Here is a 15,329-nt window from a genome sequence, read left to right as displayed (position 1 = left end):
AATAAAAACACCCCTTATTGCCACCCGTTATCCTCTAATAATCAAAGGGTTAAGTATAAGTGTGGCAAATGTGACATTAAATTAGAAAAATATACACATGTAATACTACAGAATACAGATATAGCTCTGTCAGCTAACTCAAGTAGTTCAATCAGCTAACCCAACTAGTTCAGTAAGCTAACTCAAGTGACTCAATCAGCTGACGCAGATATCTCGACAAGCTGAAGGATACGTCTCCGTTAGCCTACGGAGTCGTATCCGTAACCCAATGCAGTCATATTCTTAACCCAATGCAGTCATATTCTTAACCCCACGCAGCCATGTCTGTAGGCAAACGGAAGCACATCATGGCAAACTATCAGACATAATAAATCCCAGAACTGCTTGGAAGAGCAATTCTGGGATTTTTTATACCATTTGTTTATTATTTATATTATATAGATTAATTCGTTACTGAAGTTTCGCATGTTTTACCCTACACGCCCTGAAAGGGCGTGCTGCTTGCGTTTAGCCTGCGTTCTGCTTCTTCTCTTTCCTTCGGCAGAGGAGATAAAGATGCAGAAAGCGGAGATGTAGATTACAAATATCACCATATAATCAAGGATCTATACGCCACCTTTTCATCGTGGCATATAGACCCTTATCCCAGATTTACACAGATATTTACCTTATAACATAAAATATGTGGGTTCCTAACTTTTTCAGCAACTTTTCCCAGAAATCTCTTGCAGATATGAAAATAAAACCGTAACTTTGCGGCATGGAATTTTAAAACAGATGGTTATGAAGTACTTAGATCCCAAGGCAGACCTTACGTTCAAGAAGATATTCGGCAATCATCCTAAAAGACTAATCAGTCTTCTGAACGCCCTCCTGCCACTCAGCGACGAGGAGCAGATACGCGAAATCAAGTATCTGCCTACAGAACTTGTGCCCCAGCTCGAAGGGGGCAAGAACACCATAGTGGATGTACTCTGCACGGATGTCAGAGGCAGGAAGTTCTGCGTGGAAATGCAGATGGAATGGTCTGACGCATTCCAGCAGCGAGTACTGTTCAATGCATCCAAGCTCTATGTGAGTCAGGCAAAAAAGGGAGGCAAATACAGCGAACTGCAACCAGTGTATTCTCTCAACCTGATAAATGATATCTTTGCGCATGATACTCCGGATTTCATCCACAACTACCGCATCGTGCACGATAAGGACAGCAATAAGGTCATCGAGGGCTTGCATTTCACCTTCATAGAACTCCCTAAGTTCACTCCTCATTCCATTGCCGACAAGCGCATGATGGTATTGTGGCTCCGTTTCCTCACAGAAATCAATTCCAATACGAAGGATATTCCTTCAGATCTGCTCAATGACCCAGAGATTGGAAAAGCCGTAGAGGAACTGGAGATTTCCGGTTTCTCGGATGCCGAGCTCAGAGCCTACGATAAGTTTTGGGATTCCGTAAGCGTTGAAAGAACCCTTCTGGATGACAGATATCAGAAAGGAATGGAAGAAGGCATGGCGGAAGGTATGGAGAAAGGTAGAGCAGAAGGCAAGCATGAGGCCAACACAGAAACAGCACAACGATTGCTGGCAATGGGACTTTCTGCCGAACAGGTTGCCAAAGCTACCCAGCTACCTTTGGAAATCATTAAGAATCTGAGCAATACATAAAAAACTCAAGTTTCGCATGTAAGCTCCACACGCCCCAGGCATCAGAACACCATCATGTCCCCACACGCCCTGAAAGGGCAGAAGCTCCTAGCCCAGGGCAACGCCCTGGGTATTATGATATACAAACCAACGCCCTGTAAGGGCAAAAGCTTTAATAATATGGCGCAATCCTTATCAAAAATTTACATCCATTTGATTTTCCACATCAAATCAACGAGCCCCCAAATCCGTGAAAATGATTTGGAACGACTCCATTGTTATATCGGCAAACTTGTAAAGACAGCGGGATGTACCGAGATAAAGGCTGGTGGTATAGGCGATCATGTTCATGTATTGTTCATATTATCCAAAGATGTCACGATTTCCGAAATAGTTGAGGAAATCAAGCGAAACAGCAGTAGATGGATAAAGGACCTTGATCCGGGTTATTATCATTTTTTCGCATGGCAGGGTGGTTATGCCGCATATTCCATCAGTCAATCCGTTGTGGACAAAACATTGCAATATATTGACAATCAGAAAGAGCATCACAGCAAGCATTCGTTTGCAGAGGAATATAGAGCATTCTTGGAATTATATAATGTGGAATATAATGAAAAATTCGTGTTCCGGGATTAAGGAAGATTGGTGTTGTAAGGCTTTTGCCCTTACAGGGCGCCTTGCTGTTTGCTATCATACCCAGGGCGATGCCCTGGGCTAGGAGCTTCTGCCCTTTCAGGGCGTGCTGCTTCTGGGGCTTCTGCCCTTTACCTTTCCCTTCGGCCGGTGACCGTTGGTTCAGGGCGTGCTGCTTGCGTTTAGCCTGCGTTCTGCTTCTTCTCTTTCCTTCGGCAGAGGAGATAAAGATGCAGAAAGCGGAGATGTAGATTACAAATATCACCATATAATCAAGGATCTATACGCCACCTTTTCATCGTGGCATATAGACCCTTATCCCTGATTTACACAGATATTTACCTTATAACATAAAATATGTGGGTTCCTAACTTTTTCAGCAACTTTTCCCAGAAATCTCTTGCAGATATGAAAATAAAACCGTAACTTTGCGGCATGGAATTTTAAAACAGATGGTTATGAAGTACTTAGACCCCAAGGCAGACCTTACGTTCAAGAAGATATTCGGCAATCATCCTAAAAGACTGATCAGTCTTCTGAACGCCCTCCTGCCACTCAGCGACGAGGAGCAGATACGCGAAATCAAGTATCTGCCTACAGAACTTGTGCCCCAGCTCGAAGGGGGCAAGAACACCATAGTGGATGTACTCTGCACGGATGTCAGAGGCAGGAAGTTCTGCGTGGAAATGCAGATGGAATGGTCTGACGCATTCCAGCAGCGAGTACTGTTCAATGCATCCAAGCTCTATGTGAGTCAGGCAAAAAAGGGAGGCAAATACAGCGAACTGCAACCAGTGTATTCTCTCAACCTGATAAATGATATCTTTGCGCATGATACTCCGGATTTCATCCACAACTACCGCATCGTGCACGATAAGGACAGCAATAAGGTCATTGAGGGCTTGCATTTCACCTTCATAGAACTCCCTAAGTTCACTCCTCATTCCATTGCCGACAAGCGCATGATGGTATTGTGGCTCCGTTTCCTCACGGAAATCAATTCCAATACGAAGGATATTCCTGCCGACCTGCTCAATGACCCGGAGATTGGAAAAGCCGTAGAGGAACTGGAGATTTCCGGTTTCTCGGATGCCGAGCTCAGAGCCTACGACAAGTTTTGGGATTCCGTAAGCGTTGAAAGAACCCTCATAGATGACAGCTACCAGAAAGGTAAGGAAAAAGGTAAGCAAGAAGGTCTTGCGGAAGGTATGGAGAAAGGTATGGAAAAAGGTATGGAGAAAGGTAGAGCAGAAGGCAAGCATGAGGCCAACACAGAAATAGCACAACGATTGCTGGCAATGGGACTTCCTGCCGAACAGGTTTCCAAAGCTACCCAGCTACCTTTGGAAATCATTAAGAATCTGAGCAATTCATAAAAAACTCAAGTTTCGCATGTAAGCTCCACACGCCCCAGGCATCAGAACACCATCATGTCCCCACACGCCCTGAAAGGGCAGAAGCTCCTAGCCCAGGGCAACGCCCTGGGTATTATGATATACAAACCAACGCCCTGTAAGGGCAAAAGCTTTAATAATATGGCGCAATCCTTATCAAAAATTTACATCCATTTGATTTTCCACATCAAATCAACGAGCCCCCAAATCCGTGAAAATGATTTGGAACGACTCCATTGTTATATCGGCAAACTTGTAAAGACAGCGGGATGTACCGAGATAAAGGCTGGTGGTATAGGCGATCATGTTCATGTATTGTTCATATTATCAAAAGATGTCACGATTTCCGAAATAGTTGAGGAAATCAAGCGAAACAGCAGTAGATGGATAAAGGACCTTGATCCGGGTTATTATCATTTTTTCGCATGGCAGGGTGGTTATGCCGCATATTCCATCAGTCAATCCGTTGTGGACAAAACATTGCAATATATTGACAATCAGAAAGAGCATCACAGCAAGCATTCGTTTGCAGAGGAATATAGAGCATTCTTGGAATTATATAATGTGGAATATAATGAAAAATTCGTGTTCCGGGATTAAGGAAGATTGGTGTTGTAAGGCTTTTGCCCTTACAGGGCGCCTTGCTGATTGCTATTATACCCAGGGCGATGCCCTGGGCTAGGAGCTTCTGCCCTTTCAGGGCGTGCTGCTTCTGGGGCTTTTGGGCCTTCAGCCCGTACTTGAACCACATGCGAAACTTCTGTTTGTTATTTAATCACGATTTTCTTACTACCATGAATATAAATACCCTTGGTAGGACGAATAACCTTCACACCTTGAAGAGTGTAGTATGCCTTATCCGCAGATTTCATCATGGTTGCCACAGCTGGCTTCTCGATGCCTGTTGAAGCATAGGCTTCGCTGGCAAGAGAATAGTTTGGACCATTCGGGTTGGCGCTCCAGCCCTTAATATTGCGGGCTGAGAAATCGGCGTTAGCTATCAGATTCTCTGATGTTCCTTCCTTCACCAACACCATATCGTCAATATCGAGTGTACCACCGTATGTGCCAAATACAAACTGGAAGGTATCCAAGGTGAAGTTGGCTGTGAAATCCCAGGTCAGCGTCTTCCAGTCGCCAGCCTCTACATGATAGGCTGCCAGATACTGCACATCAGCGCTTCCACCCCACTGGTTCCTGTTGGCACTTGCATTCCAGATAGGCCAGAATCCCAATTCAGCGCAATCTGCTGAAGTTCTCATCTTCATGGTCAGCGTATACTTGGCATCCTTCTCCAAAGCCTTTGGCAAGGTGTAGACAGCCTGACTGTCCCAGAGGTTCTTGCCCACAGTACTCTCGTAACGGATGAAATAGTTGCGCTTTTCCACAGGCACCGAAGACTGGTTCAACTGATGACGCTTGAAGAAGTTCCACAGTTCCTGGGTAGAATTTACCCCGTTAGGTTCATTAGAATGCCAATGTCCCTTGCCATCGATGGCAATCAGGTTCACCTCTACTCCTTCGTTCACATTATTATATATAGTACGTGTAGCTTTGGGACCTGTGCTGCCGGCAGGATAAGGACGGATTACCTGCGGATTGCTTGCATCGCAACCTTCGTAGGCAGCCCACTTCTTTACATATTCCTCAATGCTAGGATAACCGCCAGCCATGTGATTAGGATCGCCCGTATATTTGAACACATCATCAGCGGTTCCGTGAATATGCATGATAGGCACCATGCGGTTAGCTCTAGGCTGCTTACCGATATCCACACCGCTCACAGGTCCGAAGGCGGCAATCTGATAGCCAAGCGTTTCCAGGCAATGATAACCCAGCCAGCTACCCATAGAGAAACCCGAGAGATAGATGCGGTTCTTGTCCACATGGTGCTGGTTTATCATTTCTTGGATGACAGCATCCACAAACTCCACATCAGAAGTACCGTGAGTGTCCCACATTCTGTTATTACCCAGCGGATAAGTAACAATAAAACCCTCGGTATCAGCCAGCGCATTCCATTGCGTCTGATTCTGCTGATACTCAGGGTCCTGGTTCATACCATGCAGAGAAATCACCAGAGCCGGTGATTTCTCTACATTCTTTGGTACATAAGTGAGGGTCTTGCGAGTAGAAGTCCCCACTTTTACATCTTCCCAGGTCTGTGCCGCCATTTGTAGACACAGAACCATGAGGAGAGATGCGAGCATTGTAAAACGTCTCATCTATTACTTGATAACCATCTTTTTACCATTCTTGATGACAACGCCCTTATAGTTCTTACCTACCTGCTGACCAGCGAGGTTGAAGCACTTGCCATCCTGAGCAACCTTCAGATTCTCTACCTTAGAAATGCCGGTAGGTGTATCAACCAACCAGGCACCGAGCACAGAAACCTTTGCTGGATTATTTTCTTGGTCGGTATACTGGATACCCACGTTCTTGATGACAGCACCTTCCTTGGTGGTGAAAGTAACCTCATCGCTGCCTCCGAATGAAGGCCACTCAGATGTCTTATCCTCGTAATCTACACACATCTGAACATTTGGGGTTGGCTCAGCCAATTTCACCTTGACTGTAACATTACTCTTGCCAGCCAAGCCATTGATAGCAAGCTGCTGCCACAGTTTATCGAAAGAAACTATACCCTTATACTTATTAGCAACTGTGTTATCAGTACCAGCCCAATCGGTGAAGGAGGCATAGACCTGCTTTTCAGAATTGTCGGCACCCACCAGAGTCAGCTTCTTCACCTTCAGGTTCACCTCTTCATCATCGGTATGCTGTACGCTTACACCCACGATGTAAGGATGCTCCGGGTCGAATACCAATTCATACTTCTTGGTAGTTCCATCGCCCACAGCACGACCATAAGCAGGAGTAGCCTCACCTTCTGCATCAGCAGAAGCCTTCCAAGTATAGTTTACTTGGCAGTTGGCAGGAAGCGGATCTTCGAACTCGAGGATATACTTAGGATAATCTGCAGAGTTGACATTGCAAGCAAACTCTGCTGCTCCATACATCTTGGAGATAGTGAAATCATAAACATCAGCATCGTAGGCAAAACCTGCATTCCAGCCACCACCCAAAACAAGAGGAGTCTCTGTCTGAGCATTCACACTTACAGCCATGAAAGCTGCTACAATCAAAGTAAATAACTTTTTCATAAGCTTTACAATTTGTTATTAAGTTAATAAATCCAGTTATAAAATTGAAATGTTTCTCATTTCCGCTTGCAAAAATAACAGAAAAGGCTGAAAAAGACTTTGCGGGGAGTAACAAATACTTTGTAAGAAGTACCAAATAGGTTTGATAGCCAACATTATAACGAAAATGATACCCCATCAAACCTATTTGAAGAGGAAATCAGGAAAAGTCAAATAAACAAATATTCCAGATTCCCCAAATGTTTTTGCCCAAAATGTTCCAGATTCCCCAAATGTTTTTACCCAAAATATTCCAGATTCCCCAAATGTTTGGTCAGAGGAAAAATATCAGAGGAAAAATATACAGATGAGCCTAATACATCACGTCCTTCTCTGGGAAGCTATGGGATAGCGGGCCATAGAGGGGATGAGCATCCAAAAGCTTGACACTGCGGGTGAGAGGAAGCACATCCTCCGCCCATTGGCGATAGAAGGTGGCATCATACAAGATGTAGAGATACTTGCGCGCCAACTGCTCATGGCCACTCACCAGTTCGGTCTCGGCAAGACGCTTCAGCATTCTGCCACTCTGATTGCCATTGGCAATGAGCTGCTTAAACTCGAAGGCATATCGGCGAGAAGCATTCACCAAACCAAGATGGAAGAAGAGGTCACTCTTCATGCAGATATTGATGGGGTGATCCAGCTTGCCATACGAAGCCATAAACTGGCGCATCCCCTCATCACTCAATGCCCCCGTCTTCCATTGCGCCAACTTCACAGCCGCCTCGCTCGCCGTAGCCATCGGAGCCTTCTTAGCTGCCTTGTCCAAGATGGCATGCCAATCCTGTCGGCGCACCAACATGCTATACTCCATCTGCTCATACACATCAGAAGTATACCACTCATGAGGGAAGAACGCCGTAGGATCGCGCAGATAATCAATGCCACGAAACACACGAGCCTTGGGATAAGGCAGCATTCTGGCACTATCCAACTGCACAAACAAGCCTACCACCAGCACAGCCACCAAGCCCATCGCCCAGTTCTGCTTATCCTTCTGCCTGCACAAGGCATAAGCCACCAAGCACATTGCTGCCCATATCGCCATCGGTCCCACTAGCCAATAGCCCAAAGTGAGCAATAGCAGCAGATAAATAATGGCAGGTCTCCAAGCCGAGAAGATGTTACTAGGCATCAGCAGCAACATAGCCTCAGTAAGCAGCAAAGCCATAGGCACAGTAGTCATCACATCCTTATCGCCCATGATCGCCCACATCACAATAGGCGGCAGAAACGACAGGAGATAACATCTCATACCGTCCTTACAGCCCATCCTTCTCATCAAGAGCCAGGTGATCCGTTGCAAGCCGCCCATGAGTAGCGCTAGGAGCAAGGCGCCCAGCGGCAGATTGTTATAGCACTGCACCAGCATCTCAGCCAGATAGCGAGCCACGCCACCTGGTTCTGTCAGTCTATCCATCAGATAATCCCCATTCCATAAGAAGAGCTGCATCTGCTCATGATAAGCCAATTCGCAGGGATAGGCATATCGCCAGAAGATGTACAGGGCAGCCATGAAGCCAACCGCCATCATCCATCGGCTTCTATCATTATTCTTCGTATCTTTCATTTTCCTTATACCTTGTTATATATAGCATCACTTAGCCGCCCGCCATTCCATGCGTTTAGGATTGTTGATATGCCCAGGCATATCCTCTATCTCCACCTTGCGCAGCGTGAAGTCGGGCGTATTATATGAATACATGCGGCGCAGATTGTCCTCCCTAGGTCGGCGTTGCGGAAGGAGGAAAGGCTTGGTAGAATGGCCCTGCCTGTCCACGCTAGCCAGATAGATGCGAGTATACAGGCCGTCCTCTCGCCTACTGGTAAAGAGATACCATCCGCCACTCTTGCTCCAGTTGTGGAAACTGTCAGAGTCATCACTGTTGGCAGCGTCCAGGGCATAAGCCTTGCCAGTCTTCAAATCTAGCAGCCATAGGTCAGCCTCCGGATGCCAGATAGAGAAGTAGCCATAATCCAGCGTGGTAAACATCAGATATCTGCCATCGTATGACGGACGAGGCCAAGTGATGCTCTTGCCCAAAGCCACTGCACTGATGAGCGTATCCACCATTTCGCTCAGCTTGCCCGTCTTGGCATCGAAGCCCACACGGCAGAGGCTATATCGGCTCTCACGGAAATGCTGCTTCGGATCTCTGAAAGGCGCGGTGATATAATAGAGCCACTTACCGTCTGGCGAAAACACAGGGCAGTTCTCCAGATTCTCCTTGGTGGCAAAGCGAGCATCCACCATCGCCTCATGCGTCTCGGGATTGTAGATGAAGATGTCAGAGCTCATATCGAAATACTCGATGCGCTTCTTAGCCTGAGAATGAAAATACTGCTGCGTATCATTGGTGCTGAAGGCGATAAACCTGCCCGATGGATGCCAACAAGGGAACACCATCGGACCACCCACCTCCAGATTCTTCGACTTCATCCAGTCGTCCTTGCCCTGATGGCGAATCAGGGTAGCACCCTTCTCGCCACGGATATGCAGCGTAAACTCATCGGGATTGGTGGCATTGGCGGTATGACAATTCACACAACTGCCCGGCACCTCGGTGGTGCGATAGATGGCAAACTCATCAAAGTTGGAGAGGCAACGCTGGAAGAGTCCCTGCATACCATAGAGCTCATAGCCAGGAGCCACCATGCGATAAGTGACGCCCCACTCCTTCATCCTCTGCTTATCCACGAAGATGTCAAAAGGCTTGAATTGTCTCCACTGTCCGTCCTTCTTGGCGACAACAATAATGGTCAGTTTTCCGCCTCGATTATCACGTAGCAGTTGATGCCATTGTTCGATGTCAAACTCCGCATCCTCTCCCGATGTCTCCATCGCTCCCTTCCTGGATCCCTTTATCTGTACCGACATAGCCGTATATCCCTCATCTTCCATGCAGAAGTTGAGCGGAGCGATATTGGCGGGCACAGTAACGCCCACGTAGTCGGGATAGATGGCAGGCAACTGGCTCACCATCGTTATGTCATGTGGCTTTTGCGAGCAACCCGCCAGCAGCAGGCAGCCCATCAGCAAATAATATATCTTTTTCATGGATACAAAGATACATCTTTCCCCTGAAACACCCTTTGCATCATGTAACAAATACTTTATCTGGATTGAAATTATGCAGCCAAATGAAAGATTTTGGCACGAAAACGCAAAAAGGTTGACCGTGTCATCACAACACAGCCAACCTTAACGACTAACATCTTTTTTCGGTTAATCTTTGTATGATAAACCTAAAACTAATGTCTTTTAGAGTATTTACTTGGCATCGTTCCAATATTCTGGAGCACCAAGACCTGCAGCGAAACCTGCATAGGTATGCTTGCGAAGATAGTTGAGATCCCAGAGACCAGTAGGCTCACCAGGACGCCAACCTGAATCCTTAGGAGAATCTGTAGCACACCACTGAGTGATACCATACTGCTGATCAATAGGGATAATCTCGAAGTACTTCTGGAGAACGAAGGTGTAGAGGTCACGCATTTCCTTGTGTTGTTCCTCAGTCATCTGATCATAAGTTAATTTATTGCCAGCGGCATCAACATAACCCATATCAAGTTCAGAAATCTTGCAAAGCTTGCCACTTTCAGCCATCAACTCCAACATCTTGACGATATGATCTTTCTTACTTTTCTGAGTGTTAGGATCAGCATAGCAAGTGATATGCATCTGAGATGCGATACCATCAATCTTGGTAACACCATCAGCCTCCCAATCATCGATCCACTTCTTCAAACTCTCCAGCTTGGCATTTTCGTCCCAATCGCTCTCCAAGTTATAATCATTGATGAAGAGTTTCAATTTGTCAGGGTCACCATTATGGGCGGCAAAACTCTTGCGAGCTGCAGCTACAGCAGTGCGAACATAATCAATGTCACCCAGGTAATCCTGCCAGTAGAAGCAGTTCTTCTTGTCGTCAGCAGAAGCTGTAGCAGCATGCTGCAAGTCGTACTTGCCATCACCATCTTTATCGTCACCAGAAAGGGCCTCGTTCACAACATCCCATGATGTAACATAACCATCAGTAGCCTCCATCATACCATCAATCCACTTGCCCATTGCATCAGTAAGAAGAGATTTCTTCTCTTCATCCGTAAGAGGAATGGAATTAGCAGACTTCGTGATATAAACCTCAAAGTCATCAATATAGAGTGTACCGGCATACAATCCGATATTTAAGAGCAAGCGAGAAGCACCATCACCATTACACTTAGCTGTGACATCCACTTCCTTCCAATCCTTAGTAACAGAAATGTTCTGGAAATTACCGCAAGGCTTATAACCGTCAGGATTCTGAAATAGAGCACCAAATTGACCAGCTACAGAACCTTTGATTTTCATCTTCAAATGATAAGTTGTACCATTTTCGAATATAAATCCAGGCTCAAAATTAACCTGAGCATTCCAGTCTGCGCTTTTAGCTGCATCATTACCAACTTGGCAAACTCCATTCACATTCTCAGGAGTATGATCCATACCCCAACCACCTAGAGACTCCTCTCCTTCAAAATCAAGCTTAGCCACAGTTGAAGGGATTTCCATAACAGGAGTTTCCATGTGTGAAATTGTGATAGACTTCCAATAAATCTTACCAGCAAAGTCTCCATGTTGGAACATAATGCCATTATTTGCCATTTTTGGAGATACAGACAAAACAACTTTCTGATATCCTTTACCTACAGGAATCGTGAATTGTTGCTCAGCAACATTCCAATCACCTAACTTAAAATGGATGTTGGCATCAGATGCGCCTTCAGCCTTACATTCTATGGTCAGTTTATAATCCTTTCCCTCATCCAAAGAGATTCCATTGACCAACCAATATTGGAGTTTATAGAAAGGTTCAATCGGCTCCGGATTGGTTATGACCACAGCACCATCTTTGTTCCACTCTGTAGTTACAGAAGAAGCAGAAGGATCAAACCAATCATATTTTGTCAGTGTAGAGCAATCAAGCTGATAATCTGTCTTCTCTTCCTTCTGACTAGGATCTACCTGAATTTCCTTATCTGCAATAAGTTTACTAAGATACGTCTTGTTCTGCTGAGAATGCCAAGCAAGCGTATGACCATAGATGGTCAAACCTGCATCCTTTGCATTTGTAACGAAATCCTTAACAGTATTAAAGTCAAAGGTTCCATCATCTTTTACACAAGAAGCATACTTCATGGCGTTGCCTGCTGTCATCTCCTCGAAGTTGCTACCAGCCAAGCAATATACAAGCTCCTGTTTGTTGAAGTCGGGCGCAGCCAGTGCAATACCCAACTTAAAGTCGGGATTGCACTTGCCAGAAGCCTTCATGTCTTCGACATATTTCTTCAAAGGCTCGTAGTTGTTAAGATACTGATATTCCTTCAAGTTCTTGGTCATATCAGTTCTGTACTCCGAGAACTTGTCATCAGCACATGATGACAAAGCCAAGAGAGCTACCAAGCCTAAACCAAAATTAATATTTTTCAATTTCATAATAATCTACCTATTATTAGATGATACTTAATTGATAATTACCGCAGCTTACTTTACGATATACTGAGTATCGAAAGTTACTATACCATTGGTATTACCACGAGTTTGAGCTACAAACTGGTCGGTTGTCTCTACCTTGACAGCACCGAAGTCTACGGTATACTGGAGAGTCAGGATGTCACGATCCTTGTTGCCCCAAGCCAGCTTAGCGCCCTTCTCCACAAACTTACCTGTACCTGTAGCAGTTACGCCCTCTGTCTCGGAAGAAACAGTGCAAGTACCATCGTTAGCAAAGGTAAGCTTCAAGTTGCAAGTATAAGACTTGAGGATATCCTTACCCTCAGCATCCTTGCCCACAACTCTCTTGACTGTGAGAGGATAGATAGCCTCTGTAAGGCTCTTGGTAGTAATCTGGCAAACCTCGTCCTTCTCAATAGTTGCACCCTCACGCTTCTCTTCTGTGGTCTGACCATTCTCAGTAATCTTATCTGTACCACGGCGCAGATAGAATCCAGCCCAAGGGTTCATGTATTTCACACAATAGAGCACATAGTTCTGAGGCAATATCTTCCACGCATCGCTATTGGTCAGCGCAGGAGTTTCACCCTCCTGGAAAGGAGTACCCGTCAAGATCTTGCCAGCACCCTTCTGATCTTTGATGATCAGAGGGATGACATAAGTATTCTTTACAGAGGCAGGATCAGCGAAGAAAGCATCGTTGAGCTTCACCTGTAATCTTCCCTGCAAGTTGCCACCATAAGAGATGGTGTTACCTGCCAAGGTGTAATACTCTGCAGGCATAGGCTTTACAGGAGATACGCCATCAGAGAAATAGAGGTTGTCACAAAGCGAATTATCTACAGCCACATCCAGTGTGATGTCCTTACCATTGTAAGCACCACCCATGGTAGACACGATGTTGAAAATATGCTCGTTGTCCTTGGTATTGTCACGAGTCTCGTCATTGCCCAACACCAATATACGCTCCACGTTTTGGCGGGCGAAGTAGACTGATGTGCCACCCTCGTAGTCGTCAAACTCAGGCGTGCCGTTCTCACAAGAGCCGAAAGTCAGAGCCAAAGCTCCGAGTGCAGCCATTGAGAAATATTTATTCATCTTCATAGTTTTCATCATTATAAAATGTTAGTCGTTTGTAATTTTCCATCCTGCATTCTGCTTCAGCTGATCCCACTTGAGGATTTCAGTCTGTGGCACAGGACCGTAATACATATAGTCGTCGTATTTTCTTTCCTCTACTGTGATATCCTTGAACTGTGGAATACCAGCCTCTGTAGAAATCTCCACGCCATGAACAGCCTCATTGATAGGAGCCTTCCAGCGGCGGAGGTCATTGAAGCGCTTGTTCTCGAAGCAGAGCTCAATACGACGCTCATTGCGAATCAACTCACGCATCTTAACCTGGTCGTTAGCGCACTCATCAAGATAAGAATCATCTGTGATGCCTGCACGATGACGGATAGCCTTGATCACATCGTATGCAGAATAAGCATGTGTGCCATTGCCCTTAGGTCCCCAAGCCTCATTGGCAGCCTCAGCATAATCCAAGAAGATCTCGGTATAGCGGATATACACAGGATAGTGATACTGTGCGTTCTTGGCATTTGGATTAGGATTACAATCCTCACGAAGAAGCTTCTTCATATAGTAACCAGTACGTGTAGAGTTACCAATCTTATTCAGTCCATTGTCATTGTTGGCAGTGGTGATGTCGGTATTGATGGTTGCACCCTTATACTTGCTGCCATTATAGATAATGTAGAGATTCAAGCGTGGATCACGATTACTATAAGGATCCAAGTCATCATACTCACTGCGCTCATCTGTGATAGGATAACCATTGGCAGCAGGGAAAGCATCTACCAAATTCTGGGTAGGATTGATACGTCCCTTACCATAGAGAGATGGAGGGAAGTTATCAGCCTCCTGGTTCAAACCGAGGTCCCAATCATCTGCACCATTAGTCTTATTACCACGCCAGATAATCTCCTTAGGGCATGCACCAGACTGCAAATTATTAATCTCATTAGTCTGAGCATACCAAGAATTACCTGTTTCAGACAAGCCGCTTACGCCACCTATCAAATCGAGCAAGCTGGCTGCATCATCAGCAGCACGCTTATAATCCACATTGGTACCCTTATTAAAAGCAGGGCTGGCAGCAAGGAGAGAAACCTGTGCACGGATAGCCTTGGCGATACGACCGCTCACACGACCACGCATCAGAGAACCCAATACACGGTTATAGTCCTGATAGTTGTTCACACCCATAGCAGTGTATTTTTCTGGCACAGGATCTGACTTAGTCAAATCATTGTAGTCCAAAGGCAGCAACTGCTCAGCCTGGTCCAAGTCGCTATAGATTTGATCCAAGCAAGCTTGGAATGTGGCACGTGGCTGATTGAAATCAGAAGAAGTATCCTCTGGCTTTGTCAAGTTTGGCACACCCAGGAGCTGACCATCCTCAGTCCAACCACCATGGTTCATCAAGAGATAATACATATTGAGAGCTCTCAAGGCATAAGCCTCACCCTTACGGCTCTCACAGAACATCTGCTGCGCACCCTTGTCCTTAGCCCAGTCTACCTTGTCCACTTCCTGAAGGAAGATGTTCAAGTACTGGATGCTAGCACGACAGCTAGTCCACTTGCTCATAGGGTCATTATTGGCAGCCCAAGAACCAGTAGCCATTTTCAGGTAGCTGTTAGACAAATCATTGCTTACAGCATCATCGGTTGCCACATCAGTTACACTTTTGGTATTATAAGGAAGCACGGCATAAGCATAGCCGAGAAGTCCCTGAGCATAAGTAGGCTCTTCGTAAATCTCGTCCAAGCTACGGTTGTTTTCCTGTGCAGGCTCAAAGAGATCTGAGCAAGACACCAACGAGAGTGACAATGCAGCTAATATAAATAACTTATTAATTTTCATTTCTGTATACATTTAATA

Annotated in this window: 11 protein-coding genes; 4 read left to right on the top strand and 7 right to left on the bottom strand. The window is 45.6% G+C overall.

All coding sequences use genetic code 11. The annotated features are described in order from the left end of the window. The first annotated feature begins 777 nt into the window (after positions 1 to 777). From NQ544_RS13885 to NQ544_RS13870, 4 genes are all read left to right on the top strand, one after another. Positions 778 to 1,665: an Rpn family recombination-promoting nuclease/putative transposase gene (locus tag NQ544_RS13885; protein ID WP_006849521.1), complete on the top strand. Its 888-nt coding sequence runs from the start codon at positions 778 to 780 to the stop codon at positions 1,663 to 1,665. Between the two features lie 159 nt (positions 1,666 to 1,824). Further along, entirely contained in the window at positions 1,825 to 2,283 is a 459-nt protein-coding gene (locus tag NQ544_RS13880; protein ID WP_040553957.1) for a transposase, read from the top strand. Between the two features lie 449 nt (positions 2,284 to 2,732). Further along, entirely contained in the window at positions 2,733 to 3,656 is a 924-nt protein-coding gene (locus NQ544_RS13875; protein ID WP_006849518.1) for an Rpn family recombination-promoting nuclease/putative transposase, read from the top strand. Positions 3,657 to 3,815: 159 nt separating this feature from the next. Beyond that, the gene (locus tag NQ544_RS13870; protein WP_040553957.1) at positions 3,816 to 4,274 is read left to right on the top strand and encodes a transposase; all 459 of its coding nucleotides are present in this window, start codon (positions 3,816 to 3,818) and stop codon (positions 4,272 to 4,274) included. Positions 4,275 to 4,441: 167 nt separating this feature from the next. On the opposite strand, the gene NQ544_RS13865 is transcribed toward NQ544_RS13870, so the two are convergent. From NQ544_RS13865 to NQ544_RS13835, 7 genes are all read right to left on the bottom strand, one after another. Beyond that, the gene (locus NQ544_RS13865; RefSeq protein WP_153134067.1) at positions 4,442 to 5,899 is read right to left on the bottom strand and encodes a CE1 family esterase; all 1,458 of its coding nucleotides are present in this window, start codon (positions 5,897 to 5,899) and stop codon (positions 4,442 to 4,444) included. Between the two features lie 3 nt (positions 5,900 to 5,902). Further along, entirely contained in the window at positions 5,903 to 6,841 is a 939-nt protein-coding gene (locus NQ544_RS13860; protein WP_006848764.1) for a hypothetical protein, read from the bottom strand. A 352-nt stretch (positions 6,842 to 7,193) separates the two neighbouring features. Then, positions 7,194 to 8,453: a DUF6057 family protein gene (locus tag NQ544_RS13855; protein ID WP_006848765.1), complete on the bottom strand. Its 1,260-nt coding sequence runs from the start codon at positions 8,451 to 8,453 to the stop codon at positions 7,194 to 7,196. A gap of 27 nt (positions 8,454 to 8,480) precedes the next feature. Further along, on the bottom strand, positions 8,481 to 9,941 hold the full coding sequence (locus tag NQ544_RS13850; RefSeq protein WP_006848766.1) for a TolB family protein: 1,461 nt from the start codon (positions 9,939 to 9,941) through the stop codon (positions 8,481 to 8,483). A 213-nt stretch (positions 9,942 to 10,154) separates the two neighbouring features. Next, complete coding sequence (locus NQ544_RS13845) at positions 10,155 to 12,362, bottom strand: endo-1,4-beta-xylanase (protein WP_006848767.1); 2,208 nt, start codon at positions 12,360 to 12,362, stop codon at positions 10,155 to 10,157. Between the two features lie 48 nt (positions 12,363 to 12,410). After that, the gene (locus NQ544_RS13840; protein WP_040553619.1) at positions 12,411 to 13,484 is read right to left on the bottom strand and encodes a DUF5627 domain-containing protein; all 1,074 of its coding nucleotides are present in this window, start codon (positions 13,482 to 13,484) and stop codon (positions 12,411 to 12,413) included. Positions 13,485 to 13,505: 21 nt separating this feature from the next. Beyond that, the gene (locus NQ544_RS13835) at positions 13,506 to 15,311 is read right to left on the bottom strand and encodes a RagB/SusD family nutrient uptake outer membrane protein (RefSeq protein ID WP_040553621.1); all 1,806 of its coding nucleotides are present in this window, start codon (positions 15,309 to 15,311) and stop codon (positions 13,506 to 13,508) included. Positions 15,312 to 15,329: the final 18 nt, after the last annotated feature.

Origin of the sequence: Segatella copri DSM 18205, assembly GCF_025151535.1 — a bacterium.
GTDB classification, from domain to species: Bacteria; Bacteroidota; Bacteroidia; order Bacteroidales; family Bacteroidaceae; genus Prevotella; species Prevotella copri.
Note: the sequence above shows the minus strand (reverse complement) of the source record. Positions and strands in the feature narration are given on the sequence as shown.

Bases quoted from the DNA above. Each gene is read 5' to 3' on its own strand.
- NQ544_RS13885 (WP_006849521.1), top strand. From the start codon at position 778: ATGGTTATGAAGTACTTAGATCCCAAGGCAGACCTTACGTTCAAGAAG.
- NQ544_RS13880 (WP_040553957.1), top strand. From the start codon at position 1,825: ATGGCGCAATCCTTATCAAAAATTTACATCCATTTGATTTTCCACATC.
- NQ544_RS13875 (WP_006849518.1), top strand. From the start codon at position 2,733: ATGGTTATGAAGTACTTAGACCCCAAGGCAGACCTTACGTTCAAGAAG.
- NQ544_RS13870 (WP_040553957.1), top strand. From the start codon at position 3,816: ATGGCGCAATCCTTATCAAAAATTTACATCCATTTGATTTTCCACATC.
- NQ544_RS13865 (WP_153134067.1), bottom strand. From the start codon at position 5,899: ATGAGACGTTTTACAATGCTCGCATCTCTCCTCATGGTTCTGTGTCTA.
- NQ544_RS13860 (WP_006848764.1), bottom strand. From the start codon at position 6,841: ATGAAAAAGTTATTTACTTTGATTGTAGCAGCTTTCATGGCTGTAAGT.
- NQ544_RS13855 (WP_006848765.1), bottom strand. From the start codon at position 8,453: ATGAAAGATACGAAGAATAATGATAGAAGCCGATGGATGATGGCGGTT.
- NQ544_RS13850 (WP_006848766.1), bottom strand. From the start codon at position 9,941: ATGAAAAAGATATATTATTTGCTGATGGGCTGCCTGCTGCTGGCGGGT.
- NQ544_RS13845 (WP_006848767.1), bottom strand. From the start codon at position 12,362: ATGAAATTGAAAAATATTAATTTTGGTTTAGGCTTGGTAGCTCTCTTG.
- NQ544_RS13840 (WP_040553619.1), bottom strand. From the start codon at position 13,484: ATGAAGATGAATAAATATTTCTCAATGGCTGCACTCGGAGCTTTGGCT.
- NQ544_RS13835 (WP_040553621.1), bottom strand. From the start codon at position 15,311: ATGAAAATTAATAAGTTATTTATATTAGCTGCATTGTCACTCTCGTTG.